This is a genomic window from Microbacterium pratiae, assembly GCF_047302165.1.
Taxonomy (GTDB): Bacteria; Actinomycetota; Actinomycetes; order Actinomycetales; family Microbacteriaceae; genus Microbacterium.
In genome coordinates this window covers 2,614,598-2,641,428 of sequence record NZ_CP154843.1, presented here as the reverse complement: position 1 = coordinate 2,641,428, position 26,831 = coordinate 2,614,598, and the positions used below count along the sequence as shown (strand labels likewise).

21 protein-coding genes are annotated in these 26,831 nt (G+C 71.1%); 12 read left to right on the top strand and 9 right to left on the bottom strand.

From position 1 onward, the window contains the following. Window positions 1-104 precede the first annotated feature (104 nt). Window positions 105-1,226 (bottom strand): FHA domain-containing protein, encoded by a 1,122-nt coding sequence (locus AA0Y20_RS12565; protein ID WP_412939533.1) that lies wholly within the window; start codon window positions 1,224-1,226, stop codon window positions 105-107. 33 nt (window positions 1,227-1,259) lie between these two features. Next, window positions 1,260-2,855, bottom strand: coding sequence for a dolichyl-phosphate-mannose--protein mannosyltransferase (locus AA0Y20_RS12560; RefSeq protein ID WP_412939532.1), 1,596 nt, complete (start codon window positions 2,853-2,855; stop codon window positions 1,260-1,262). Between the two features lie 22 nt (window positions 2,856-2,877). Here AA0Y20_RS12560 and rsmI point away from each other — a divergent pair, with 22 nt between their 5' ends. Continuing rightward, window positions 2,878-3,702: a 16S rRNA (cytidine(1402)-2'-O)-methyltransferase gene (rsmI, locus tag AA0Y20_RS12555; RefSeq protein WP_412939531.1), complete on the top strand. Its 825-nt coding sequence runs from the start codon at window positions 2,878-2,880 to the stop codon at window positions 3,700-3,702. Between the two features lie 89 nt (window positions 3,703-3,791). Here the strand turns inward: rsmI and AA0Y20_RS12550 are convergent, their stop codons facing one another. The 5 genes from AA0Y20_RS12550 to AA0Y20_RS12530 all read right to left on the bottom strand — a co-directional run bounded on the left by AA0Y20_RS12550 (window position 3,792) and on the right by AA0Y20_RS12530 (window position 12,218). Then, on the bottom strand, window positions 3,792-6,128 hold the full coding sequence (locus AA0Y20_RS12550) for a glycosyl hydrolase 53 family protein (RefSeq protein ID WP_412939530.1): 2,337 nt from the start codon (window positions 6,126-6,128) through the stop codon (window positions 3,792-3,794). A 105-nt stretch (window positions 6,129-6,233) separates the two neighbouring features. Then, window positions 6,234-7,127, bottom strand: a complete 894-nt coding sequence (locus tag AA0Y20_RS12545; protein ID WP_412939529.1) for a sugar ABC transporter permease — start codon at window positions 7,125-7,127, stop codon at window positions 6,234-6,236. Next, window positions 7,127-8,755, bottom strand: coding sequence for an ABC transporter permease subunit (locus AA0Y20_RS12540; protein WP_412939528.1), 1,629 nt, complete (start codon window positions 8,753-8,755; stop codon window positions 7,127-7,129). Before AA0Y20_RS12540 ends, AA0Y20_RS12545 begins: the two co-directional genes overlap by 1 nt. 61 nt (window positions 8,756-8,816) lie before the next feature. Beyond that, window positions 8,817-10,049, bottom strand: coding sequence for an extracellular solute-binding protein (locus AA0Y20_RS12535; protein ID WP_412939526.1), 1,233 nt, complete (start codon window positions 10,047-10,049; stop codon window positions 8,817-8,819). 147 nt (window positions 10,050-10,196) lie between these two features. Further along, a complete protein-coding gene (locus tag AA0Y20_RS12530; RefSeq protein ID WP_412939525.1) occupies window positions 10,197-12,218 on the bottom strand; it encodes a beta-galactosidase in 2,022 nt (673 codons plus the stop codon). Between the two features lie 198 nt (window positions 12,219-12,416). On the opposite strand from AA0Y20_RS12530, the gene AA0Y20_RS12525 reads away from it, so the two are divergent. Genes AA0Y20_RS12525 through AA0Y20_RS12515 form a run of 3 tightly spaced genes read left to right on the top strand, consistent with a single transcriptional unit; the run spans window position 12,417 to window position 15,993 of the window. Beyond that, window positions 12,417-13,433, top strand: coding sequence for a LacI family DNA-binding transcriptional regulator (locus AA0Y20_RS12525; protein ID WP_412939524.1), 1,017 nt, complete (start codon window positions 12,417-12,419; stop codon window positions 13,431-13,433). A gap of 59 nt (window positions 13,434-13,492) precedes the next feature. After that, a complete protein-coding gene (gene metG / locus AA0Y20_RS12520; protein ID WP_412939523.1) occupies window positions 13,493-15,052 on the top strand; it encodes a methionine--tRNA ligase in 1,560 nt (519 codons plus the stop codon). Between the two features lie 2 nt (window positions 15,053-15,054). Beyond that, window positions 15,055-15,993 carry a TatD family hydrolase gene (locus AA0Y20_RS12515; protein WP_412939522.1) on the top strand — a complete coding sequence of 313 codons (939 nt, stop codon included), beginning with the start codon at window positions 15,055-15,057 and terminating at the stop codon, window positions 15,991-15,993. A gap of 4 nt (window positions 15,994-15,997) precedes the next feature. Here AA0Y20_RS12515 and AA0Y20_RS12510 read toward each other — a convergent pair whose 3' ends face one another. Together AA0Y20_RS12510 and AA0Y20_RS12505 are read right to left on the bottom strand one after the other, a co-directional pair. After that, on the bottom strand, window positions 15,998-16,975 hold the full coding sequence (locus AA0Y20_RS12510; RefSeq protein WP_412939521.1) for a LacI family DNA-binding transcriptional regulator: 978 nt from the start codon (window positions 16,973-16,975) through the stop codon (window positions 15,998-16,000). Continuing rightward, window positions 16,972-18,288, bottom strand: a complete 1,317-nt coding sequence (locus tag AA0Y20_RS12505) for a glutamyl-tRNA reductase (protein ID WP_412939520.1) — start codon at window positions 18,286-18,288, stop codon at window positions 16,972-16,974. The genes AA0Y20_RS12510 and AA0Y20_RS12505 overlap by 4 nt, the downstream gene beginning before the upstream one ends. Window positions 18,289-18,404: 116 nt before the next feature. On the opposite strand from AA0Y20_RS12505, the gene hemE reads away from it, so the two are divergent. From hemE to hemL, 8 genes are read left to right on the top strand one after another with little or no spacing between them, the layout of a single operon-like run. Beyond that, a complete protein-coding gene (gene hemE / locus AA0Y20_RS12500) occupies window positions 18,405-19,475 on the top strand; it encodes a uroporphyrinogen decarboxylase (RefSeq protein ID WP_412939768.1) in 1,071 nt (356 codons plus the stop codon). Then, window positions 19,460-20,878, top strand: a complete 1,419-nt coding sequence (locus tag AA0Y20_RS12495; protein ID WP_412939519.1) for a protoporphyrinogen/coproporphyrinogen oxidase — start codon at window positions 19,460-19,462, stop codon at window positions 20,876-20,878. The genes hemE and AA0Y20_RS12495 overlap by 16 nt, the downstream gene beginning before the upstream one ends. Then, window positions 20,875-21,564: a hydrogen peroxide-dependent heme synthase gene (gene hemQ / locus AA0Y20_RS12490; protein WP_412939518.1), complete on the top strand. Its 690-nt coding sequence runs from the start codon at window positions 20,875-20,877 to the stop codon at window positions 21,562-21,564. The genes AA0Y20_RS12495 and hemQ overlap by 4 nt, the downstream gene beginning before the upstream one ends. After that, entirely contained in the window at window positions 21,564-22,778 is a 1,215-nt protein-coding gene (locus tag AA0Y20_RS12485; protein ID WP_412939517.1) for a ferrochelatase, read from the top strand. The genes hemQ and AA0Y20_RS12485 overlap by 1 nt, the downstream gene beginning before the upstream one ends. Continuing rightward, window positions 22,775-23,755 carry a hydroxymethylbilane synthase gene (hemC, locus tag AA0Y20_RS12480; protein ID WP_412939516.1) on the top strand — a complete coding sequence of 327 codons (981 nt, stop codon included), beginning with the start codon at window positions 22,775-22,777 and terminating at the stop codon, window positions 23,753-23,755. The genes AA0Y20_RS12485 and hemC overlap by 4 nt, the downstream gene beginning before the upstream one ends. Next, window positions 23,752-24,522, top strand: a complete 771-nt coding sequence (locus AA0Y20_RS12475; RefSeq protein WP_412939515.1) for a uroporphyrinogen-III synthase — start codon at window positions 23,752-23,754, stop codon at window positions 24,520-24,522. The genes hemC and AA0Y20_RS12475 overlap by 4 nt, the downstream gene beginning before the upstream one ends. Next, entirely contained in the window at window positions 24,519-25,514 is a 996-nt protein-coding gene (hemB, locus tag AA0Y20_RS12470) for a porphobilinogen synthase (RefSeq protein ID WP_412939514.1), read from the top strand. The genes AA0Y20_RS12475 and hemB overlap by 4 nt, the downstream gene beginning before the upstream one ends. Next, window positions 25,511-26,830 (top strand): glutamate-1-semialdehyde 2,1-aminomutase, encoded by a 1,320-nt coding sequence (gene hemL / locus AA0Y20_RS12465; protein WP_413331588.1) that lies wholly within the window; start codon window positions 25,511-25,513, stop codon window positions 26,828-26,830. The genes hemB and hemL overlap by 4 nt, the downstream gene beginning before the upstream one ends. The last annotated feature ends 1 nt before the right edge of the window (window position 26,831 follow it).

Genomic DNA, 26,831 nt, shown 5'->3' with positions numbered 1-26,831 from the left:
ACCCCCCGTCGACGGGGGCACGCATCTGTGATCCCCCGGAATCCGAATCCCGTGAGATTTTTCTAACACACCGGCGTCAGCCCGGGAAATCGCTTGACGCCTGTTCACGAGGGCGACTCGAAGGACGCCAGCACGCCGTCGCCGAGATCGAGGACGGCGCCCGGCGAGACACGGGACGTCGCGCCGCTGCGGAGCAGTCCCGCTTCTCCCGATGCGTCGCGCACGATCGTGCCGTTCGTCGAGCCGAGATCGCGCACGACGAGCATGCCCTCGTCCAGCCGGACCTCCACGTGCGTCCCCGAGACCTCCTTGCGGGGCGATGGAACGGCGACGATGCGGGCTCCGGGATGCTGCGCGGCGCGCGGCGCGCGTCCGAGCACGATGGGGTGATCGAGCGGGTACTCGCCCCCCGGCTCGAGGCGCAGCACGTAGCGATGCGCGACCGGAGCTTCCGCCACCGGGGCGGAGGCCCGACGCGATCCGAGAACGGTGCTGTCATCGAGCTCGACCGGCGGTTCGGGCCTGGCGAGCGGTTCCGGCTGCGGCTCCGCGACCTCCGGCTTCGCGATCTCCGGCTCCGCGACCTCCGGCTCCTCGATCTCCGGCTCCGCGACCTCCGGCTCCGGCTGCGGGGTGCGCCGCGGGCCGAACGACGCGGTCAGCGTCCGTCGGTCGACGGCGACGGTCTCGAGGGGGTCGATGTCCTCGAGTGCGGGGACGGGGGCGGGGGAGGGGGAGGCGGTGACGGGGGTGGCCGGGGCGGCGACCGGCGGGTGCGAGGTCATGCCCCATTCGAGCGCATCGGTGCGGACGACACCCCGACCGATCGGAAGCAGCGAGATGCGGGCGTCAGTGCCGAGTCCCAGTGAGATTCCCGCGACATGCTGCGCCGAGCCCTCGACCCAGGTGCCCACGCCGGTTCCCGCGTAGCTGCTGCGCTGCGGGCCGTGCAGATCGATCGTCGCGGCGCCTCGGACGGCGACGGAGACCGCACTCGACCCGGCGTCGACGAGCTCGACCAGACCGAAGTCGGGCAGCGCCCCGATGCCGACGGCGGCGATCACCGACAGGACATCCTCGAACGCGGCATCCGGTGTCGTCATCGCCTCCCACACGGCGGCGGCGAGCGCTTCACCGGCGCCCGGGCCGAGGAGCAGGGCGAACCGGTCGGTGACCATCGCGAAACCCGCGCCGCGGGCGTCGTCGGGCGTCGGGTAGCGGAACACGCGCCTAGCCTACGGGTCGGCGCCGGCGCCGCGTCAGACCCAGCCGGGCAGCCAGTTGTGCAGTCGATAGAACTCGTAGGGGACCGAGATCGCGGACCACAGCGGGAACCAGAACACGGCGAGGACGAGGACGACCCCGAGGAACACCAGAACGATGCGCTCCACGCCCCGGGTGCTTCCACGGTCGCGCCGTGCGGACCGGATCGCGGATCGGATGACGAACACCAGTGCGAGCAGCAGGAACGGCTGGATCAGGACCGTGTAGAACTGGAAGATCGTGCGCTCGGGGAACAGCAGCCACGGCGAGTAGGTCGCGATGACGCCGGTCAGCACGATGCCGTAGGCGCCGTCCCGCGTGCGGAAGAACAAGTAGACGAGGTACAGCACGCTCGCCACGCCCGCCCACCAGACGATGGGGTTCGGCATGCTGTACAGGATCTCCCAGCAGCCGTTGGGGTCGGTGCACGAGCCGGTGCCGCCGGGAGTGCTGCCGGCGTACATCGACGTGGGACGCAGCAGCAGCGGCCACTGCACCGCCGGGCTCGCATAGGCGTGCGGTGTGGACATCCCCGCCGTCGAGCCGTACATCGACTCGTGGTATCGCCACAGACTCTGCAGCGGCAGCGGAACCCATGACCAGAAGCCCGTCGCCGGGTTCGCATCCGCCGCGTGCCGGTCGTAACCGCCGTCGGTGACGAACCAGCCGGTCCACGACGCGAGGTAGACCACGAGCGCCACGGGAACGAGCAGCACGAACGACACCACTCCCTGACGGGCGGTGGCGTCGGCGGGCCAATAGAGGATGCCGGCACTGCGGCGGGCCAGCGCGTCGCTGACGACGAGATAGATGCCGATCGCCGCCAGCACCCAGACGCCCGACCACTTCACCGCGGTGGCTGCGCCCGCCGCCGCTCCCGCGGCGATCACCCACGGGCGGTTCCACAGCACCGGCCCCCAGGCGGGGGCACCGACGTCGTCCCACCGTGCCGCGATGCGTTCGGCGAGCACGGCGCGCGTGCGGTTGCGGTCCAGCACCACGAACCAGAACGCCAGCAGCGTGAACAGCGTCAGGAAGATGTCGAGGAGGGCGACTCGGCTCATCACGATCCCGAGACCGTCGATCGCGAGCAGTCCGGATGCGAGCGAGGCGAAGACGACGGATCCGGTGAGACTGCGTGCCAGGAGGTAGAGCACGAGCACGCACGCCGTGCCGGCGAGGGCGGTGCCCAGACGCCAGGCGAACGTCGAGTCGGCGCCGAAGAGGGCCATGGGCAGCCCGATGAGGTACTTGCCGAGCGGGGGATGGACGACGAAGCTGCCCGTCGTCGTGAAGATGTCGGTCTCGCCGGCGAGGAAGCGCTCGTCGGCGCCGTCGGGCCAGGTCGCGGCGTATCCGAGCACCCACTGGCTCCAGGCGTCCTTGACGTAGTAGGTCTCGTCGAAGACGACGGCGTGCGGATGCGCAAGGTTCCACATCCGCAGGATCGCGGCGATCAGCGTGATCACGAGGGGGGCGATCCACGCCGCCCGACGGGCGAAGAGCGGGTCGCCGCCGACACGGTCGTGCCACCGGTCGAGAAGGGTCCTCCGACGCTTCTCGGGGAGCAGCGGCTCAGCGGTCGTCGTCACGCCGCCAGCCTATGCTGGGGCGGTGATCATCCTCGCCGCGACGCCCATCGGCAACCTCGGCGACGCCACGACGCGGCTCGTCACCGCTCTCGAGCAGGCGACGACCATCGCCGCCGAAGACACCCGGACGACCCAGCGCCTGCTCCAGGCTCTCGGCGTGTCGAACCGTCCGCGCCTCATCGCACTCCACGACCACAACGAGAAGCAGCGGGCCGACGAGATCGTCGAGCGTGCACGCACCGAGGACGTCCTCGTGCTCAGCGACGCCGGGATGCCGACGGTCAGCGATCCGGGCTTCGGGCTCGTGGCGGCAGCCGCCGCAGCGGGTGTCACCGTGACCGTGCTGCCCGGGCCGAGCGCCGTGCTCGCCGCGCTCGCCGTCTCGGGTCTTCCCACCGACCGGTTCGCGTTCGAGGGGTTCCCGCCGCGGAAACCGGGGGACCGGCGTCGACTCTTCGATCAGTTGGCCGGGGAGCAGCGGACGCTCGTGTTCTTCGAGGCGCCGTCGCGGATCGCCGAGGTGCTGCGCGCGATGGCCGAGGCGTTCGGCGGCGACCGCCGCGCGGCCGTCTGCCGCGAGCTGACGAAGCTGCACGAAGAGGTCATGCGCGGCACGCTCGAGGAGCTCGCCGCTTGGGCGAGCGACGGCGTCCGCGGCGAGATCGTCATCGTGGTCGACGGCGCCGGGGTGCGCGAGATCGACCCCGCGGATGCGCTCGCGCAGGTGCAGTGGCTCGTGGCCGACGGCATCCGGCTCAAGGACGCCGCCGCCGAGGTGGCCGGCGCGACCGGCCTGTCGTCGCGCGATCTGTACCAGGCCGCGCTCGCGGCTCGTACGCGCCCCTGACACGCCAACACACCGCCGCGAGAACGCACCGCCTCCGCGAGAACGCACCCTCTCGGGTACATTCTCGCGACGACGGTGCGTCCTCGGTGTCAGCTGCGTCGCATGCGAGCGCCGCGCCGGACCGCGAGGGGCAGGCCGACGACCAGCAGCAGACCGGCGAACGTGAGTGCGGCGAGGGGGAGCGCGCCGCCGGATGCTGCCAGGGCATCGGATCCGGCGGTGGGCGCGGGCGCCGTGCCGGGCAGTGCCGGTGCGGATGCCGCGGGGGCGGGCGCCAGCGCGACGAGCGCGTCGATCGCAGCTCGGAGTGTCGTCGTCGCGGCGTCGACCTCCGCCTGCGGCGTCGCCGGGTCCGCGAGGACCGAGCGCGCAGATGCCAGTGCGGAATCGACGGCGGCGAGGGATGCCGCGGTGTACAACGACCGGTCCAGCGAGTCGGCCTCGGCCGTCGCCGCCGTCAGCGACGAGAAGTCCGCCGCGGGCGCTGCGCGGACGAGCGCGACGTCGTCGATCGTCCCCCACGCACCGGCGGGAAGGTCGCCGGCGATCCGGACGGTGAGGGTGTCGCCCGCTGACGCGAACACGGCGTCGGTGACCGGCGTCGACCAGACGCGCCAGCCGTCCAGAGCGAAGTCGACCTCTGCCGGCACCGCGCGAGCGGAATCGCTGCCGGCGGTCAGGCCCAGCCGCAGGCGTCCGTCGGTTCCGGCGGACCCGCCCTGGGCGGCCGCGGTGGCGGTGTACCAGCCCGCCTCCGGCGCGACGACCTCCTGCGCAAGGGAGAAGCCGTACGCCGCGTCGGACCAGAAGTGCGACGAGTACGCGCCCGAGCGGGGGTCATCCGTCGCCCGCACGGTCAGGCCGCGGCCCTCCGAGCGCCACATCGACACGTCCGCGTCTTCGAAACCGCCGTTGCGCAGAAGATTGCGCGCGATGACGGTGACCGTCGCCGACGTGGCATGGCCCGCCGAGGTGGTGCCCGAGAAGGTGAACACGCCCACGCCGTCGACGGCATCCGCTCCCGGGGTCCACGCGACGCTCTGCTCCTCCGTCGTCCCGTCGGTGTACGACACGGTGACGGTGTCGGGAAGGGCGACCGGCTCGCCGTCCGTGACGGTGAGCGCGACACGCTCGACATCGCTGACGGTCCGCGGAGCGATCGACCCGGTGCGCACGTACGAGAACACGTTCAGCGATGCGAGCGGGTAGCCGTCGTGGTCGAACAGTGCCTGGTTGTCCCACGCGGAGCCGCCGAACCACTGGCCCGCGTCGTGAGGCTCGTATCCACCGGCGTAGCTCGATGCCCACCCGGATCCGTCGCGCTCCCAGAGCAACCGGTTGGACTCGAGCTGCTCGGGCGGACCGACCGGCAGCCACGCGGGCTCCCAGTAGAAGACGCCGAGGCCGGCCTCGCCCACGTTCGCGACGGCCTGCACGACGTCGCGGACGGCGGTGGCTTGGCCCTGCACGCTCACGGGGTAGCGCGCCGCGACTTCCGGGGTCTTCACGACGTTCGGGTGCCCGTCGCCGTCGTCGAGCGTGTACGCCCACGACGTCTCGGCCACGAGCACCTTCTTGTCGTACGTCTCGGCGATCTGCGACAGCACCGCAGTCAGGTTCTCGGGCGTACCGTGCCAGAAGGGGTAGTACGACGACGCGAACACGTCGTAGTCGACATCCCGTGCCTCGAGCTCGCGGGCGACGCCCGCGTAGAACCCGGGGCGCTCGGGGTTGGTGAAGTGCAGCACGACGAGGGCGTCGGGCATGACGTCGCGGATCGCGACCGACCCGGCGCTGAAGATCCGCGCCATGTCGTCCCACCCGGTCACCCCGGCGATGCCGCCGTTGGTCTCGTTTCCGACCTGCACCATTCTCACGTCGACGCCGGCGTCGCGGAATCGAGTGAGCGCGTCTCGGGTGAACGCACCGGTCGCCGCAGCCTTCTCGTCGACCGTCATCCCCGCCCATGCCTTCGGGGCCTGCTGCTTGGCGGGGTCCGCCCAGAAGTCGGAGTAGTGGAAGTCGACCAGCACCCCCAGGCCCGCCGCCGTCGCGCGCCGGCCGATCTCGATCGCCCGGGTGACATCGACGTCGCCGCCGCCGTACCCGTTGCCGTCGGCGTCGAAGGGGTCGTTCCAGACGCGGATCCGGATGTCGCTGACCCCGGCATCGCGGAGGATCGCGAACAGGTCGCCGGGCTCGCCGTCGGCGTCGCGGAACACGACGTCGGACTCCTCGAGCGACAACATCGACGACACGTCGACGCCGCCGATGAAGTCGGCCGGCAGGTTCTCGACCCGCGGCACCGTGATCGTGCTGGGGACCGGCCCGGCCGGTTCGTCGGCCGCCGCTGGGAGCGCGAGCGCCCCGACTGCCAGGACCGCTGCCGTGATGGCCGCGGTCAGCCGTGGGGTGGTTCGTGGCATGAGCCTCTCCTTCGAGGTCGGTGCGCAGGCGCGCGAGAGCGTACGGTCGTGGCGAGCACGTACCGTGAATGGTGTCGTTTCGGCGAGAGGGTGCGTTCTCGCGCGTCAGCCCTTGACGGAGCCTGCCGTGAGTCCGCCGATGATGTACCTCTGGAGGCCGAGGAACAGCGCCAGCACGGGGATCGACGCGAGCACGGCGCCCGCTGCGAAGAGGCCCCAGTTGCTCGCGAGCTGGTTCGAGACCCACTGGAACATCCCGACGGCGAGCGTCCAGTTGTCCTGCGACACCAGGACGATCTTCGAGATGATGTAGTCGCCGAACGACGCGATGAACGCGAGCAGCGCCACGACCGCGAGGATCGGGGTGACGAGCGGCATGATGATCCGCCAGAACACCTGGGCGTGCGTCGCACCGTCGATCTTCGCCGACTCGTCGAGCTCCATCGGGATCGTGTTGAAGAAGCCGTACATGAGGAAGGTGTTCACGCCCAGCGCGCCGCCGAGGTACACGCAGATGAGCGCGATCTTCGAGTTCAGTCCGAGGGCGGGGAACACCTCACCGAGAGCGAGCAGCATCAGGAAGATCGCGACGAACGCGAGCGCCTGCGGGAACATCTGGATGATGAGCAGCGAGGTCAGACCCGCGCGACGTCCGCGGAAACGGAATCGCGAGAACGCGTATGCGGCGGCGGCGCCCATCAGCACCGCGCCGACGGCGGACGCCCCGCTGACGATCAGCGTGTTGCCGTACCACGTCCAGTACGACGTGCCGCCGAGCGACGCGAAGTTCGCGACGTCGAAGACGCCGAAGAGCTGATTGCTCGCAGCGAGGCTTCCGCGCGGGTTGAGCGCTGCCGACACGACGTAGAGCAGCGGGAACATCGCGTAGAAGAGGATGACCAGCGCGACGAGGTACTTCCAGCCCACCTCGAGCAGCCACCTGCGGCGACGGGCGCCGGCACGGCTGGGCGGGGTGGCGACGGTGGTGGATGCGGACATCACTGGTACTCCTCCAGCTTGCGGGTCTGGCGGAACGCCAGGGCGGAGATCACGCCGATCACGACGAACACGAGGATCGACAGGGCACTGGCCAGGCCGTAGTCGGCAGCACCGCCCGAGACTCCCGAGATGCGCCAGATGGCGGAGATCAGGATGTCGGTCGAGCCGAGTGCGAAGGGCGCGCCGGGGATCGCCGGCCCGCCGCTGTTGAACATATAGATGACGGTGAAGTTGTTGAAGCTGAACGCGAACGACGAGATCAGCAGGGGAGCGGTCGACACCAGCACGAGCGGCAGGATGATCGCGCGGAACTGACGGAATCGGCCGGCGCCGTCGATCGACGCGGCCTCGAGGCTGTCGGACGGCAGCGCCTGCAGAGCGCCCGTGCACACGAGGAAGTAGTACGGATACGTCAGCCAGACGTTCACGAACAGCACGGCGATGCGGGCGAGCCACGGATCGCCGAGCCAGTCGATGTTCGCGCCGCCGAAGAAGAACTCGTTGATCACCCCGAACTCGGCGTTGAACATGCCGCGGAACAGAAGGGCCGACATGAACGCGGGGAAGGCGTACGGGAGGATGAACAGCGTCCGCAGGACCTTGCGGCCCTTCACGCGGGGGTCGTTGAAAATGAGCGCCACGACGAGCCCCATCGCGAACGGGATGATCACCGACAGCGCTGCCCACACGAACGTCCAGAGCGTGACGAGGGCGAGCGGCTCGAGGAGCCCGGGATCGGTGACGAGGCGCAGGAAGTTGTCGAACCCGACGTTCACGACCCAGCCGGTCGGCAGGGCCGCCCCATCGGCGGACACGAACCGTCCGTCGTCGGTCGCGGTGTAGACGGCGCCGGATGCCGTGTCGGTGATGGTCTGCGCGTCGGCATCCCAGGTCAGCGTCGAGAGGTACACAGCGCCGGTGGAGCCGTCGCGTGTTCTGATCGAGCCGTCGTTGGGGTCGTCCGAGACGGGCACGCGCAGCTCGACGATCTGTTCCTGAAGGGCCGGGTCGCCGAGGAACGTGCCGCGCGGGACGACGTTCCAGCCGGGGACGTCCGTGGGAGCACCCGAGCCGGACGTCTCGCCCACGACCTCGAGCGGTCGGTCGGTCGCACCCGCTTTGATCTCGCCGTCGTCGACGATCGCGAAGCCGTACTCGCCGCCCTGCTCGACGACGGAGAGCGGGTACGACGGCGAAATGTCGATGCGGCGCTCGCCCTGGGCGAGGGCGGCGGCCACCGCCTGCTCCTGAGAGCCGACGTGGCCGGCGCCGTAGTTGGTGAAGGCGATGTACGCCGTGTAGCCGAAGATGAAGACCTGGAACACGAGCAGGAAGGCCAGTCCCGGCAGCAGGTACTTCAGCGGCAGCGCGCGCTTGGTGAAGTAGACGACGTCGGCGGCGATGAGCAGGACGGCCGCGGCTGTCGCGATGATCCACGACTCCGCTTGGACGGCCGCGAACACCCCCATCAGGCCGAAGGCGTTGACGATCGCCATCAGCACGAGCTTCACGACGAAGCCCCAGCCGATGCCGGACCAGCGTCGGCCGTGCGGCTCGGGCTGCTGCGACCGATCGGGGGAGCGGGGCGGCGGGGCGCTCTCGCTCACGGTTCCCTGGGGGACCGACATGTGCATCTCCTTCACGAGAGGGGTCCGGGGGCGGAGCTGAGCGCTCCGCCCCCGGAGGGGGTCAGCCGATCGCGGCCTGGACGTCGGTCACCATGGTGTTCCAGGTGCTGACGGGGTCGCCGCCCTTGATGATCTGCACCTGTGCGGCGTTCCACAGGTCCCAGACCGAACCCATCTCGGGGATGGAGGGCTGGGGCACGCCGTTGGCGGCGGAGGCCAGGAAGCCGGCGACGACGGGGTCGGAGGAGACCTCCGCGGCGAGGGTCTTCCACGCGGGCAGGCGCGGGTCGGCCTCGTACAGAGCCCGCTGCGCGTCATCGGTCGCGAGGTACGTCGTCAGGAACTCCTGAGCGAGCAGCTTGTTCGAGCTCTCGGAGCTGATGTAGAAGCCCTGAACGCCCACGAACGGCGCGGCGACCTCGCCGCCGGCCGACGGGATGGGGTTGACCTTGACGTTCACGCCGTTCGCGGTGAGCGTGTCGATCGCCCACGGGCCCTGCACCGTGTACGCGGCGGTGCCGGCGGCGAAGAGCTCGTTGTTGGTGTCGTAGTCGATCGTGGTCGAGATCTCGCCCGAACCGGCCTCGCCGTGGGCGCCGAGCCAGGTGGCGAATGCCTCGCCGCCGGCGCCGCCCATTCCGACCTCGGCGGTGTAGGAGCCCGAGGCGTCCTGCACGAACACCGGAGCGCCGAACGACGTCTGGAACCCGTACATCGTGTACGCGTCGCCCTTCTGGCCCGCCGTGTTGATCACGAACGGACGCTCGGCGCCGGCTGCCTGGGCGCGCGCGATCATGTCATCGAACGACGACGGCGCCTCTTCGCCGACAAGGTCGGTGTTCTGCACGAGAGCGATGGTCTCGAGCGCGTAGGGGAAGCCGTAGAGCTGGCCGTCGTAGGTGAACGCGTCGACGGCGACCTTCTCGATCTGGTCGGCCTTGTCGCCGAGGTCGATCGTGTCGACGACACCGGCCGAGACGAACGAGCCGAGGAAGTCGTGGGCGCCGACGGTGATGTCGGGGCCCTCACCGGTCGGGACCTGGTTGATGAAGTCGTTGCGGATGTCCTCGAAGTTCTTCTGGACCAGCTCGATCTTGGTGCCGGTCTCGTCCTCGAACGCCTGCGCGGCGGCCTCGATCGCCGGCGCGCGGTTGGCGTCCGTCCAGACGACGAGAGAGCCGCCCGAGCCGCCGTCGGCGTTGCCGCTCTCGCTGGGGGTGCTGCCGCCGGCGCAACCGGCGAGCAGGACGGTGGTCGCCGCGACGGCGACGATTCCGGTCCCGATCTTGCGCATGGATCTTCCTTCCGAAGTGGTCGATCGGAAGGGCCTCGTGCGAGGTCGCTCCGTCACGACCGATGTGGATGCCGCCGCCGGATGGCGTCGGCTTCTTCTCTCAGTGCCTGCCGTGAGACGTCGACTGTCTCCCGGTCTCGGGTGCGGTCATCGACCGCCCCCCTGTGCTGTACGCGGTGCGCGGATGACGGCGACGTCGCCCGCACTCACCTCCAGCGTGCCCTCGACGGCGCGTCCTGTCACCAGGTCGACGCCGTCCAGGGCGAGTTCTGCGTCCGTCTCCGCGTGGTTGATCGCGATGACGTAGTCGTCGGTGTCGCCCGCGCGGCGGACGATCTCGAGACCGGCCGGCGCGTCGAGCGGGGCGATGCCCGCGTCGGCGTACACCTCGGCCATGATGGCGGCCAGGCCCGCGGCATCCGGTCGCGTGCTGACGTACCAGCCGGTGCCCGCGCCGTGCCGCTTGCGCGTCACCGCCGGCATCCCCGCGCCCGGTCCGTCGACGTAGGCCGCGCGGACCTCGGCGTCCGAGACGACGAGGTGCTCGTGCCAGATGTCGGCCGTGTGCGACGCGCCGTCGAACTCGATCGTGGTCGTCGTGCCCGCCCGCAGCGGCAGGTGCTCCTCGACCCGGATGCCGAGAGACGGCTCGAGCGGAGCGGCGAATCCTCCGGGGTGCACCGCGTCGTTCTCGTCGACCACGGCCGAGAAGAACGAGACCACGAGCGTGCCGCCGGACTCGACGTAGCGGTTCAGGTTGTCGGCATCGGCCTGGCGCAGGAGGTACTGCGCCGGGGCGATGACGAGCTTGTACCCGGAGAGGTCGTGGCCGGGCAGGGCGAAGTCGACCGTGATGTTGTCGCGCCACAGACGTTCGTAGAAAGCCCGGATGCGCTCGTCGTGCGAGACGTCCTCGGAGGGGCGCCACTCGAGGTCCTGTGCCCAGAACGACTCGAAGTCCCAGAGGATCGCGACATCGGCGTGCACACGCGAACCCCGTACTTCGGAGAGCCGGTTCAGCTTCGCGCCGAGGTCGACGACCTCGCGGAACACGCGCGACTCGGCGCCGGCGTGCGGCAGCATCGCCGAGTGGAACTTCTCGGCGCCCGAGCGTCCGGCGCGCCATTGGAAGAAGAGGATGCCGTCGGCGCCGCGGCCGAGGTGGGCGAGCGAGTTGCGCGCCATCTCGCCCGGTCGCTTGGCGACGTTGCGCGGCTGCCAGTTGACCGCCGATGTCGAGTGCTCCATCAGGATCCAGGGCTTGCCGCCGCCGACGGAGCGCGAGAGGTCGGCGGCGATCGACAGACCGATCTCGCCCTCGACGTCCGCAGCCCAGAGATAGTGGTCGTCCGAGACGATGTCGACCTCACGCGCCCAGGCCCACAGATCGCAGCCGTGGTGCTGGTTGGCCATGAAGTTCGTCGTGACCGGGAGCGACGAGAACCGTCGGATGGCGTCGCGCTCGGCGACGAAGCACGCGCGCAGCTGCGCGTCGGTGAACCGGGCGAAGTCGAGGCGCTGCGCCGGGTTGACGACCGAGGGGGCGGCGGCGGGGACGCCGACGTGCTCCCAGACGCCGTAGTGCTGGCCCCAGAAAGCCGTTCCCCAGGCCGCGTTGAGAGCGTCGAGCGAGCCGTACTTCTCCTGCAGCCAGGTGCGCCAGGCTCGCTGGGCGTGCGCGGAGTAGTCCTCGCCGACGGGAACGCCGTACTCGTTGTGCACGTGCCACATGACGACGGCGGGGTGGTCGGCGTAACGCTCGGCGAGGGTCGAGGCGATGCGGACGGCCGCTTCGCGGTAGGCGGGCGCGGAGTGCGACGCCATGCCCCGTGAGCCGAAGCCCATGACGACGCCGTCGCGGTTGACCGCGCGGGAGTCGGGATGCGCCGCGAAGAACCACGCGGGCGGGGAGGCCGTCGGGGTGCCGAGATCGACGGCGATGCCGTTGTCGTGGAGGAGGCCGATGATCTCGTCGAGCCACTCGAAGTCGAAGACTCCCTCGCTGGTCTCGATGAGCGCCCAGGAGAAGATCCCGACGCTGACGAGGTTCACCCCCGCCTCGCGCATGAGGCGGACGTCCTCGCGCCAGACTTCGCGGGGCCACTGCTCCGGGTTGTAGTCGCCGCCGTAGGCGATCCCGTCGATGGCCGGCCAAACGCTCGCAGGCATGAAACGCGTCCTCGTGTCTCTCAAAAGCGCCGGTCGAACTGTGACCGGTCACAGGGTGTGCGACAACTGTAAGCGAGCCCGCGATCCGGAACACGCGTCGTTATCGAACTGTGACCGGTCCCAGATGCCCTGCCAGGCTCGGCGTCTCCTTCGGGCGCGTGCCGACCCCGGCGTGCCGCGCGGAGTAGGCTCACCGACGTGAACGGCTCCATCGGCGCGTCGCGCAAACCGACCATCCGCGATGTCGCGGCGGCGGCCGGCGTCTCGCACGGCACCGTCTCGCGCGTCATCAACGGCGGGCACTGGGTCTCGCCCGAGGCGAGGGAGGCCGTCGACCGGGCGATCCTCGAAACCGGATACACCGCGAACCACGCCGCGCGGAGCCTGGCGACGGGGCGGTCGAACTCGCTCGCCTTCCTGCTGACCGAGCCTCAGCACCTGCTCTTCGCCGACCCGACCTTCGCCCTGCTCCTGCGTGGGGCGACCGAGGCGCTGGCGCAGCGGTCGATGACGCTCGTGCTCATGATCGCCGACACCGCCGCCGAGCGCGCGAACGTCGAGCGATACGTGCGCGCGGGACACGTCGACGGCGTGCTGCTCATCTCGTCGCACGAGTCGAACCCGCTGCTCGCCTCGCTGATCTCGGCGGGGGTGCCCACCGTGTGCACGGGCGTCCCGCTCGGGGACCGCGCCCACGTTCCCACCGTCTCGGTCGACGAGCAGGAGTCCGCGCGCACGATGACGCGCCACCTGCTCTCGCGTGGTCACCGCCGCATCGCCGTCATCACCGGACCCGACGACACCCCGGGGGGTCGCTACCGTCTGCAGGGCTTCCGCGACGAGATGGGCGATCTGTTCGACCCCGAGCTCGTGGAGCAGGACGTCTACTCGAGCGATGCTGGAGCCGCGGCCATGACTCGGCTGCTCGAACGCGCCCCCGACATCGACGCCGTCTTCGCGGCATCCGATGTCATGGCCGTCGGCGCGATCGCCGCCATCCGCCGCAGCGGGCGGCGGGTCCCCGACGACATCGCCGTCGCCGGCTTCGACGACTCGGGCCTCGCGGAGACGCACGATCCGCCGCTGACGACGATGCGACAGCCGTGGAACGAGATCAGCTCGGCCATGGTCGACATGGTGCTGCAGGTGATCGCCGGTGCCGAGCCCGAGCCGCTCGTGCTGCCGACATCCCTCATCGTGCGCGAGACGGCGTGACGCCTCACCGGCTCGACACACGGCACCGGCGGTCCGCGCACTCGAACTAGAATCTCGGGGTGAGCAACGGCCGCAGCTTCTACATCACCACGCCGATCTACTATCCGAGCGACCTGCCCCACATCGGGCACGGGTACACAACGGTGGCGGTCGACACGCTCGCGCGCTGGCACCGCCAGGCGGGCGACGACACCTGGATGCTGACGGGCACCGACGAGCACGGACAGAAGATGCTCCGCGCCGCGGCGGCGAACAACGTCACCGCTCAGGAGTGGGTCGACAAGCTCGTCGAGGAGTCGTGGTTCCCGCTGTTGCGCACCCTCGACGTCGCGAACGACGACTTCATCCGCACGACGCAGGAGCGTCACGAGGAGCGCGTGAAGGTCTTCGTGCAGACGCTCTTCGACCGCGGGTACATCTACGCGGGCGAGTACGCGGCGCTCTACTGCGTCGGCTGCGAGGAGTTCAAGCCCGAGGCCGAGATCGTGAACGGCACCGGTGCCTTCGAGGGACTCAAGGTCTGCGCCATCCACTCGAAGCCGCTCGAGCTGCTGCAGGAGAAGAACTACTTCTTCAAGCTCAGCGAGTTCCAGGACCGCCTGCTCGAGCTGTACAAGACCGTTCCCGACTTCGTGCGTCCCGAGTCGGCGCGCAACGAGGTCGTCTCGTTCGTCAAGTCGGGGCTGAAGGACCTCTCGATCTCGCGGTCGGCGTTCGACTGGGGGATCACCGTGCCGTGGGACCCGTCGCACGTCATCTACGTGTGGGTCGATGCGCTGCTGAACTACGCCACCGCGATCGGCTACGGCACCGACCCCGAGGAGTTCGCGCGGCGCTGGCCGGCGTACCACGTCGTCGGCAAGGACATCCTGCGGTTCCACGCGGTGATCTGGCCCGCGATGCTGATGGCCGCGGGGCTCGACGTGCCGCGCGGCGTCTTCGCGCACGGCTGGCTTCTCGTCGGCGGCGAGAAGATGTCGAAGTCGAAGCTGACCGGCATCGCGCCGACCGAGATCACCGACGTGTTCGGTTCGGACGCGTACCGCTTCTACTTCCTGTCGGCGATCGCGTTCGGGCAGGACGGCTCGTTCTCGTGGGAGGACCTGTCCGCGCGCTACCAGGCCGAGCTGGCCAACGGGTTCGGCAACCTCGCGTCGCGCACGATCGCGATGATCGAGCGCTACTTCGAGGCGATCGTTCCGGCTCCCGCGGAGTACACCGAGAGCGACCTCGCGATCCAGCGGGTCGTCGCCGACGCCGTCAGCGCCGCGGATGCCGCGATGGAACGCTTCCGCCCGGATGAGGCGATCGGCGCGATCTGGACGATCGTCGATGCGCTGAACGGCTACATCACGGAGAACGAGCCCTGGGCCCTCGCGAAGGACGACGCTCAGCGCCCCCGCCTCGGCACGGTGCTGTACACCGCGGGCGAGGGGCTGCGAGCCCTCGCGGTGCTGCTGTCGCCCGTGATGCCCGAGTCGACGCGCAAGCTGTGGGTGTCGCTCGGCATCGACGCCCGCATCGAGGACCAGCCGCTGCGCGAAGCCGGCACGTGGGGAGTGCTGCCCGCCGGCACGACGGTAAACGGGCTCGCCCCGCTGTTCCCGCGCGTGGCCTGAGCATGGTCGACTCGCCAGAAAACGCGGATCCGGCCGCCCCGACACCGTCACTTCGTGGCGAGTCGACGGATGACGTGTCGCAGTACGTGCGACAGCGTTCGCAGGCGGCTCGGGACGTACGCTGGCCGGAGGCGCCCGAACCGCTGACGGTGCCGGTGTACGACAACCACACCCACCTCGAGATCGAGGACGGCGACGAGCCCCGCTCGCTGGACGAGCAGCTCGAACTGGCGGCATCCGTCGGGGTGATCGGCGTCGTCCAAGCCGGCGGTGACATCGACTCGTCGCGGTGGTCGGCGTGGGCGGCGGCATCCCATCCCCGTGTGCTCGCCGCCGTCGCCATCCACCCGAACGAGGCGCCGCTGTACGCGGCCGCCGGGCGGCTCGACGAGGCGATCGGCGTCATCGACGAGCTCGCCGCGCAGCCCCGCGTGCGGGCGATCGGCGAGACGGGCCTCGACTTCTTCCGCACCGAGGAGGACGGGCTGCCGGCGCAGTTCGAGAGCTTCGAGGCACACATCGCGCTCGCGAAGAAGCACGGCATCGCGATGCAGATCCACGACCGCGACGCGCACGACGCCGTCCTCGAGACGCTGCAGCGGGTGGGCGCGCCCGAGCGCACGGTCTTCCACTGCTTCTCGGGCGACGCCGACATGGCGCGCATCGCCGCCGACCGCGGCTACTGGCTGAGCTTCGCCGGCAACGTCACGTTCAAGAACGCGCAGAACCTGCGCGACGCACTCGCGGTGACTCCGCGCGAGCGCATCCTCGTCGAGACCGACGCGCCCTTCCTGACGCCGACGCCGCACCGCGGTCGTCCGAACGCGCCCTACCTGATCCCGGTGACGCTGCGCTTCATCGCCGCCGAGCTGGGGATCGACGTCGACGAGCTGTCGGCCCAGGTGGCCGCCAACACGCTCGAGGTCTACGGCGAGTTCTAAGGCGTCAGCGCGTCGACGAGCCGCGGACGATCTCCCACGGGAGGTCGACGACATCGGGTGACGCGGCATCGCGGATGCTGCTGAGCGCTCGGAACATGGCGGCGGGAGCGAGTTCCGGGTGCACGCACACATGGGTGACGCCCAACCGGCTGTTGACGACGCAGTCGCTCGTGCAGAGGGCGACGAACTGCATGTCGCGGGGAATGACGAAGTCCATCTCCTCGAGCTGCAGGTAGATGGCCGGGCCCTCCTCGGCGAACGAGAAGATGGCGTCAGCGCCGGCATCGCGCAGCTCGCCGACGCGGCGGGGGAGCGCGCCGTGCTCGGCGTCGAGGTAGGCCACGAGCGGGTCGCGGCCGCGAACGGTGCTCCACGCGCGGTACGCGGTCTCGCCGATCTCGTCGCGGGGCGAACCGGCATCGTCGACGAGGAACCCGATCCGCCGCGCACCGCCGGCCTCCAGGAGTCCGAGGGCGGCGCGCACGGCTTCGTCGTACCCGGTGCGAACGGTGATCGACAGCTCCGTGTCGACGTACAGGTCGTTGGTGGCGACGGGGATGCCGCGGGCGATCGCCTCGCGCAGCAGCAGGTCGTCGGCGGCCACCTCGGCGAAGTAGACCACGTCGATCTGGGCACCGCGAAGCAGGTCGGGCCGAGCGGCGGGCAGCATCGTGACGGTGAAGCCCTGATCGGCTGCGGCGCTGACGAGCGCGCCGATGTGCCGGCTGCGGTGCAGGGCGCCGCGCTTCGACAGGTCGAGCTCGGCGTCCTGCGGGACGACGAAGCCCACCGACATCGTGCGGCCGCTCCGCAGCGCCGCGGCGTACTTGTTGGGCTGGTAGCCGAGCTCGGCGGCGATCGCCTTGATGCGCTCGCGGGTCTCGGGGCGCAGGCTTCCCCGGTCGTTGAGGGCTTGGCTGATGGCGGCCGTCGAGACACCCGCTCGCAGCGCGATGTCCTTCAAGGTCACCTGCCGGGTCATGATCGACCGACTCCCGCTTCGGCGTCCCGCGGGGCGCGCTCGGTCGGGATCGTGCCGGACGGCGCGGAAGCGGTGGTCGCGGCGGGGAACACCGTCGCGACGGCGTCGGCCCAGGCCGCGCCAGAGCCGGAGGAGGCGAGGGTGTGCCCCTGCGCGATGAGGCGGTGCAGCAGCACCCCCGAGAAGTGCCGCAGCGCCGCCTCGACCTGCGGCGACTCGCCGCGGAGCCGTGCGCGCTCGAGCTCGTCGTCGAGGATGCCGGTGATGTAGCCGCGCATCGCGACCACCGACGGAGCGACCTCGTGCACGCGGCGCGCCGCGGCGTGCCGGGCGGCGGCGCCGGCGACGATCTCGCGCGCCTCGTCGAGGGTGGCGAACTCGTCGATCGGGGCGTGGACGCGGATCGTCTCGAGGTCGAGCAGCTCGATGTCGGGGACATCGCGGAGAGCGGGATCGACGTTGCGCGGCAGGCCGAGATCGATGATCAGCTGCGTGCTGTCGGCCCCGTCGCGACGGGCGGCGTGCTCGGCCGCGGTCAGTGCGTAGGTGTCGGTCGTCGTCGTGCAGGTGACGATGACGTCGGCGGCAGCGGCCTCGTCGGCGTAGTGCTCTGCATCGACGGCGACGAGGTGCTCGCGCTGGGCGAAGCGGCTGCGCCCCGAGCGCGAGTGCACACGGACGTCGACGGCGCCCTTGTCGCGGAGCGCCGCGAGGGATGCCGCGGCGTACCGACCCGTGCCGACGAGCAGGACCCGCGCCGCGGACCAGTCCGCGACCCGCGAGGAGGCGAGCTCGAGGGCCAGACGGACGAGCGAGCGACCGGACTCGCCGATGCGGGTGCTGTTCTTCACGGCGCGCGAGGTCTCGGTGGCCCGCTGGAAGAGGTGCTCGAGCGGCGCCGTGGTCAGGCCGCCGCGCCGCGCGTCGTCGAGGGCTCGACGCACCTGCCCGGCGATCTCGTCCTCGCCGACGGCGACGGAGTCGAGTCCCGACGCGACGGAGAAGAGGTGGTGGGCGACCTTATTGCCGTGAGCGAAGTCGACGGTCTCGCGGACGGTGCGGTAGGGGAGGTCGCTCAGCTTGGCGATCTCCTCCATGGCGGCGTCCATAGCCGGGATCGTCGAGGGGAAGTCGGCGTCGTCGCGGAGGTCGAAGTACGCCTCGAAGCGGTTGCAGGTCGCCAGGACCACGGCACCCTGGATGGCTTCGTGGGCCTCTGTCAACCGGGTGCCGACTTCGTCTCCGATGACGGAGAGTCGCTCGAGTGAAGCGAGCGGCGTGGAGCGCTGATGCGCGGTGAGAGCGACAAGCACGTGCGGAAGAACCCCCTGGAATCGTGACTAGTATATCGATTAACTCATTCGAGGAGATCATCATTCCGGCATCCGCCCACCCTCTCGTCACGCACGCCACCGGCTCGAGCCGGCTCGTGCGCACCCTGCTCGGCGAACGCGTCGAGAAGACCCCCGTCTGGTTCATGCGACAGGCCGGCCGGTCGCTGCCCGAGTACCGCGCCCTGCGCTCGCAGGGCACGATGCTCGACGCGTGTCTGACGCCCGAGCTGGCGAGCGAGATCACGCTTCAGCCGGTGCGCCGTCACGGCGTCGACGCGGCCATCTTCTTCAGCGACATCATCGTGCCGCTCGCCATCCTCGGCATCGAGGTCGAGATCGCCGCGGGTCGCGGTCCGGTCTTCGCCCAGCCGCTGCGAACGGCCGCCGATATCGCCCGTGCGGTCGAGATCGATCCCGGACTGGTGCGCGAGCGCGGCGAGGCCATCGCGCGTGCCGTCGAGCTGACGACGGGGATGCTGGCCGAGGAGTCCGAGTCGCGCGGCGAACCGTTGCCGCTCATCGGCTTCGCCGGAGCCCCCTTCACCCTCGCGGCATACCTCGTGGAGGGCGGGCCGTCGAAGGACCACCTCGCAGCTCGACGCCTCATCCACGAGGACCCGTCCGCGTGGCGGGCGCTCACCGAGTGGCTCGCGCGCGTGACGGGCGAGTTCCTCGCGCTGCAGGTCGAGTCCGGTGCGAGCGCCGCGCAGCTGTTCGACTCATGGGCGGGAGGCCTTCCGCCCGAGGACTATCGCGCGGCGGCGTTGCCGGCCTCGGCGGCATCGTTCGAAGCCGTGCGCGCGCTTCCGGTCCCGGCGGGTGCGGGCATCGACCACATCCCGCTCGTCCACTTCGGCGTCGGCACCGGCGAGATCCTGCGAGACATGGCGTCGATCGGCATCGACGCGCTCGGCGTCGACTACCGCGTTCCGCTCGACGAAGCGGCTCGTCGCGTGGGCAGCGACCTCACGCTGCAGGGCAACCTCGACCCCGCGCTGCTGTTCGCCCCCGCCGAGGTTCGCGACGCCGCCATCGTCCGCATCCTCGAAGCCGGGCGCGCCGCACGCGCACACGTGTTCAACCTCGGTCACGGGGTGCCCATGGAGGCGGATCCCGACGCGATCAGCTCCGTCGTGCGCACCGTCCACGGGTGGCGGTCGGAGTGACCGTCGAGACCGACGTCGTCATCGTCGGGGCCGGCATCGCCGGGCTCGCGGTCGCGCTCGAGGCGGTGACGGCGGGCGCGCGCGTCCTGGTCGTCGAGTCCGACGACCAGATCGGCGGGATGCTGCGCCGCGGACGCATCGCGGGCATCGACATCGACCTGGGCGCCGAGTCCTTCGCCAAGCGAACCGATGCGGTACCACGGCTCATCGCCGACTTCGCCCTGCCGCTCGACGTCGTCGCACCGCGGTCGGGGCCCGCTCATCTCGTGTCGCAGCACGCCGTCGGCCTGCCCGGGCCGCGGTGGAGCCGGCTGCCCCTGCCGAGACGGACGGTCATCGGCATCCCCGCCGATCCGCTCGCCCCCGACGTGGTCGCGATCATCGGCGCCCGTGCAGCCGAGCGTGCCGCTGCCGAGGTGCTCGATTCCCCGATCGACCCGACCGCGTCGCTCGCAGACGTCGTCGAGGAGCGTCTCGGTGCCGGAATCGTGCACGACCTGGTCGATCCGCTGTGCCGCAGCATCTACTCGCAGCCGGCCGCGGCGGTTCCGCTGCCGCGCCTGCACCCGAAGATGTGGGCGGCGTTCGAGCGCACCGGCTCGTTGCTCGCCGCCGCGGCCGAGGTCGCACCGAACGCCCCCGGTGGCACCGCGGTCGGCGGCATCTCGGGCGGTATGTGGCGGCTCGCGGATGCGGTCGCGGCTCTCGCCGTCGAGCGCGGCGCCGTGATCCGCACCGGCGCGGCCGTCGGAGGTCTCGACACGGCATCCGGCTCCGGGGTCACGGTCACCCTCGCCGACGGCGAGACGATCCGTGCCGAGCGCGTCGTCGTCGCGGCCGGCCCCCGAGCCGCCGCGGCCTTGCTCGGCACAGGCAGCGACGCCATCGACGCGGCCGCCACGGCGCCCATCCAGCCGGCGGTCCGGTTGCTCACCGCCGCCGTCACCGCGCCCGATCTCGCCGCCGAACCCGTCGGGTCGGGCGTCATCGTCGCGCCCGACGCACGCACCGCCGCCAAAGCACTCACCCACATCGACGCGAAGTGGGCCTGGGCCCGCGAAGCGCTGCCGGAGGGGACTCACCTCGTCCGGCTCTCGGCCCGCGCCGACGACACGGCCGGTCTGGACTCCGCTGCTGCGGTGGCCCGCGAGATCTCGCACCTCACCGGGGCGCGTGTCGACCGAGGCGACATCGGCGAGATCCTGACGACCCGGTGGCGCGACGCCGTCGTGCCCGCCGAATCCGACGCGTGGACGGCGACCGTGATGGATGCCGCAGCGCGCGGCGTCCACGTCACGGGAGCCGTCGCCGCCGGCACCGGGCTCGCCTCCGTCATCCCTCACGCCCGCGCCCTCGCGCACGAACTCTTCGCCCGTCCCTCCGTTCGAAAGGACTCCCGATGACCGAACAGGTCCCGCTCGGATACACACTCTTCGCGATCCTCGCCGGCCCGCGACCGCGCCCGCAGGCACCCACCGACGCCGACCTCGCCGAGCTCGAGCGCGTCGTGGCCGGGCTGCCCGCCGCCGGGGTGACGGTCCGCGGACTGTACGACGTCACGGGCATGCGCGCCGGTGCCGACCTGATGGTGTGGCTGCACACGTCTCCCGGCTCGGACGACGACCCCGCGGCGCTGCAGCGCGCGCTGCGCGAGCTGCGCCGTACGGCGGCGCTGGCGGCCTTCGATCTCGAGTGGAGCGCGATGGGCGTGCACCGCGAGGCCGAGTTCAACAAGCGGCACGTGCCGGGCTATCTGCGAGGTGAGCAGGCCCGCGACTGGTTGTGCCTCTACCCGTTCGTGCGCAGCTACGAGTGGTATCTGCTCCCTGAGGAGGAGCGTTCGGCGATGCTCGCCCAGCACGGCCGCCAGGGCGCGAAGTTCACGGACGTCGTCGCGAACACCGTCTCCACGTTCGCCCTGAGCGACTACGAGTGGCTGCTGCCGCTCGAGAGCGACGAGCTGATCAGCCTCGTCGACCTCATGCGCGACCTGCGCGCCACCGATGCGCGGCGCCACGTCCGCGAAGAGGTGCCGTTCTACACCGGCCGACGCGTCGAGGTGTCCGAGCTGAGAGAGGTGCTGTCCTGATGAGCGCGAACGAGTTCCGCCCCAAGCCGCCGCGTGCCCAGAGCGCCCCGCCGTGTGCGCCCGGCTGCGCGGTTCCCGCGGCCGGTCCCGCGTCGTGCGGGGGAGCACCCCACGTGAGCGAGCCCACCTCCTACGACGCGCTCCTCCTCCTCGGCTTCGGAGGGCCCGAAGGGCAGGACGACGTCCTGCCGTTCCTGCGGAACGTCACGGCCGGTCGCGGCATCCCCGACGAGCGGCTCGAAGAGGTCGCGCACCACTACCGCCACTTCGGCGGCGTCTCGCCCATCAACCAGCACAACCGGGAGCTCAAGGCAGCGCTGGAGGCCGAGATCGCCGCGCGAGGACTGGGGCTTCCGGTCTACTGGGGCAACCGCAACTGGATGCCCTACGTCGATGACGCGCTGCGCGAGCTGCGCGCCGACGGACACCGGCGCGTCATCGCGATCGCGACCAGCGCGTACAGCTCGTACTCGTCGTGCCGCCAGTACCGCGAGGACCTGGCCGACGCGATGGAGGCGACGGGCTTGGCGGGCGAGGTCGAGATCGACAAAGTGCGCCAGTTCTTCGACCACCCCGGATTCGTCGCTCCGTTCGTCGACGGCATCCGTGACGGACTGGCCGAGGTCCGCGGGCGCGGCATCGCCGACGAGGACATCGAGATCCTCTTCTCGACGCACTCGATCCCCAACTCCGACGCCGACCGGTCCGGCCCGCCCGAGCGGGGCTTCGGCCCCGGCGGAGCGTACGTGGCGCAGCACACCGCGGTGGCCGAGGCGATCGTGGCCGAGCTCGGCACGACGAGCCCGTGGCAGCTGGTGTTCCAGAGCCGGTCGGGCCCGCCGTCCGTGCCGTGGCTCGAGCCCGACATCAACGACGCGATCGCCGAGCTGCCCGCCGCGGGGCGCAAAGCCGTGCTGATCGTGCCTCTCGGATTCGTCAGCGACCACATGGAGGTGCTCTGGGACCTCGACACCGAGGCGATGGAGACGGCCGAGGAGCACGGGCTGTTCGCCGTGCGCACGGCCTCGCCGAGCACCCACCCGGCCTACGTCGCGGGCCTGGTCGACCTCGTCGAGGAGCGTGTCAACGGGACGCCCGTCGACGAGCGCCCCGCGGTGACGTCGCTCGGCCCCTGGTACGACGTGTGCCGGCCGGGATGCTGCGAGAACAAGCGCCTGGGGTTCCAGCCCGCGCTCGCGGGGGTGGCGCCGTGACAGCCGCCGCATCCGACGCCGCAGCGACCGTTCAGCCGGTCCTGCGCCTGGGCACCCGCGCGAGCCTGCTCGCCACGACCCAGTCACGCCACGTCGCCGACGCGATCACGGCTGCGACCGGTATCCCCGTCGAGCTCGTCGAGATCACGACGGACGGCGATGTCCTGACCGGCTCCCTTGCGCAGATGGGCGGTACCGGTGTGTTCGCCACCGCTTTGCGCGAGGCGCTCCTGCGGGGCGACTGCGATCTCGTCGTGCACTCGATGAAGGACCTCCCGACCGCGCCGTATCCGGGCCTGACCATCGGCGCCGTACCGCCGCGCGCTCCGCAGCGCGACGTGCTCTGCGGTCCCACCGCCGGCGCGACCCTCGACGGCCTCCCCGAGGGCGCCGTCGTCGGCACCGGCTCGCCGCGACGCGTCGCCCAGCTGCTGCGCCGCCGGCCGGACCTGCGGGTTCGCGACATCCGGGGCAACATCGACACCCGTCTGCGCAAGATGCGCGACGGCGACTACGACGCGATCGTCCTCGCGGAGGCGGGACTGCGTCGCATCGAGCGCGACGCCGCGATCGGCGAGGTCTTCGCGCTCGACCGCTGGCCGACGTCCGCCGGGCAGGGGGCGTTGGCGGTCGAGATCCGCACCGCCGACGTCGACGGACCGATCGGTCGTGCGGTCGCCGTGGTCGACGATGCCGAGTCGTCGTCGCGGGCACTGCTCGAACGCGCCGTCCTGCGACGCCTCGAAGCCGGGTGCGCCGCTCCCGTCGGGATCTCCGTCACGGGGCTGGCAGCCGAGTCCGTCTTCGTCGCCGAGGTCTACGCCCCCGGTGGCGACCGCACCGTCCGCGCGCAGCGCGCGCTGCGCGACGACCTGACCTCGGACGATGCGCGCGAGTCGGTCGCCGCCGATGTCGTCGCCGAGCTGCTGGACGGCGGTGCTGCCGACATCGCCGATCTGCCGGGGACGAGCCGATGACCGGGGGTCTGCGCGGACGGCGCATCCTGATCCCTCGGGGCGGTTCCTGGGGTGAGCGGGTGCGCGATGAGGTCGAGCGACGCGGCGCGACGGGCGTGATCGCGCCCCTGATCGAGTCTCGCCCCCCACGCGACCTCGCCGCGCGCGACGCCGCGTTCGCCCGCTTGGCGGCCGGCGAGTATGCGTGGGTGTTCATCACGAGCGCCGCCACCGTCGAGCAGCTCGTCGCGCAGCGTGTGAGCATTCCGATCGGAACCCGCATCGCCGCGGTCGGGCGCCCGACCGCGCGTGCGGTCGCCGATGCCGGCTTCGAGGTCGAGTTCGTCCCGGTGGGCACCTCGTCCGCGACGAACATGATCGCGCAGTGGTGCGCCGGACGGTCGCCACGATCGACGGGGCGCTGCCTCGTGCTCCGCTCGGATCTCGCGATGGCCGTGATCAGCGACGAGCTCGAGCTGCAGGGCTACGACGTGGACGTCTGCATCTCCTACCGAACCGTCGGCGTCGACCTGACGCCCGAGGTCGCCGACGAGGTGCGCACCGGGACGATCGACACGGTGCTGCTCACGTCGCTCAGCGTCGGCCGCGAGCTGCGCCGACAGGTCGGCATCCCCGGGTCCGAGGTGTTCATCGCCTCGATCGGTCCCGGCACCACGCGCGACGCCGAGAAGCTCGGCTACACCGTGCATCACACCGCACACTCGCAGAGCGTCGACGCCCTCATCGCAGAGCTCGACGCACGACCCGCACCAGAGGATTCCCCATGAGCACCTTCCCCGAGCGTCGCCTGCGCCGCACGCGTCGCACCCCCGCGATGCGCCGCCTGTCGACCGAGCACCACCTCGTCGCCGCGCAGCTCGTGCTGCCCGTGTTCGTGAAGGAGGGGATCGACGAGGCGCTGCCGATCGCGAGCATGCCCGGCGTCATGCAGCATCCGCTCGAGGCGATCGCGAGCGTCGTGACGGATGCCGCGGACGCCGGCATCGGCGGCATCATGCTCTTCGGCGTGCCCGCCGTCCGCGACGCCGAGGGATCGGGGGCGGTCGCCGACGACGGCATCCTCAACCGCGCCATCCGCGTCGCGCGCGACGCAGCTCGGGGACGCATCACCGTGCAGGCCGACCTGTGCCTCGACGAGTTCACCGACCACGGTCATTGCGGTCTGCTGGCCGCCGACGGCTCGGTCGACAACGACGCGACCCTCGAGGTCTACGCGCAGATGGCGCTCGCCCAGGCCCGTGCCGGTGCCGAGGTGCTGGGGCTGTCGGGGATGATGGACGGCCAGGTCGCCGTCATCCGCGCCGCGCTCGACGGCGTCGGCCACACCGACGTCGCGCTCCTGGCCTACTCGGCGAAGTACGCCTCGGCCTACTACGGGCCGTTCCGCGACGCGGTCGAGTCCACGCTCCAGGGAGATCGCCGCACCTACCAGCTCGACCCCGCCAACGGTCGCGAGGGTGTCGCCGAGGCGATGCAGGACATCGCCGAGGGCGCCGACTACGTCATGGTCAAGCCGGCCGGCCCGTACCTCGACGTGCTCGCGCGCGTCGCCGACGCGGCCACCGTGCCCGTGTGGGCGTATCAGGTGTCGGGGGAGTACGCGATGATCGAACTCGCTGCTCGTGCGGGCGCCATCGATCGCGACCGCACGATCGCGGAGTCGCTCGTGGGCATCCGACGCGCGGGCGCCGACGTCATCCTCACCTACTGGGCCCGCGAAGTGGCCGACTGGATCCGCGCCGGAAAGGATTTCGCATGACCCGCAACGACGAGCTCTTCGATCGGGCCCGAGCCGTCATCCCCGGCGGTGTGAACTCGCCGGTCCGCGCCTTCGGGTCGGTCGGCGGCACACCGCGCTTCTACGTCTCGGCGAGCGGGCCGTACGTCACCGACGCCGAGGGGCGCGACTACGTCGACCTCGTCGCGAGCTGGGGCCCCGCCCTGGTCGGCCACGCGCATCCCGAGGTCATCGACGCCGTCGTCGATGCCGCACGCCGAGGACTGTCGTTCGGAGCGTCGACCCCGGCCGAGACGGAGCTGGCCGAGGAGATCCGCCGCCGTGTGCCGATCGCGGAGAAGATCCGCCTCGTCTCGACGGGGACGGAGGCGACGATGACCGCCATCCGGCTCGCCCGCGGTGCCACCGGTCGCGACCTGCTCGTGAAGTTCTCGGGTCATTACCACGGGCACTCCGACGGGCTGCTCGCCCAGGCGGGGTCGGGCCTCGCGACCCTTGCCCTCCCCGGTTCCGCGGGAGTGCCGGCGCCGATCGCCGCGCAGACCCTGGTCGTGCCCTACAACGACGAAGCCGCTCTCGAGGCGGTCTTCGCCGAGCACGGCGCGAACATCGCCGCGGTGATCACCGAGGCCGCGGGCGCGAACATGGGCGTCGTGCCGCCTGCGCCGGGCTTCACGACCTTCCTCCGCGAGCTGACGAGCCGTCACGGCGCGCTGCTCATCAGCGACAAGGTGCTGACCGGATTCCGCTCGGGGCCCTCGGGGTATTGGGGTGTCCTGCGGGAGGCGGGCGAGGACATCTCGCCCGACCTGCTGACCTTCGGCAAGGTCGTCGGCGGCGGCCTCCCCGTCGCGGCACTGGCGGGGCGCGCCGAGATCATGGACCTGCTCGCGCCGCTCGGGCCGGTCTACCAGGCCGGCACGCTCTCGGGTAACCCCGTCGCGGTCGCGGCGGGCCTTGCCACGCTGCGCCTGGCCGACGCCGGAGTGTACGACCGCATCTCGCGAGCGGCCGACACCGTGTCGGTGGCGGCATCCGCAGCGCTCGACGCCGCGGGCGTGCCGCATGTCGTGCAGCGGGCCGGAACGCTCTTCAGCGTCTTCTTCGGTGCCCCCGTCGTCGCCGGCGTGCCCGACTACGAGACGGCCACCCGCCAGGATGCCGGCGCCTACGCCGCCTTCTTCCACGCGATGCTCGACGCGGGGGTGTCGCTCCCGCCGTCTGCGTTCGAGGCGTGGTTCCTCACCGCCGCGCACGACGACGCGGCCCTGGAGCGAATCCTTGAGGCCTTGCCCGCCGCCGCTCGCGCCGCCGCCGCCGCGTCGGCCGACGTCTGAC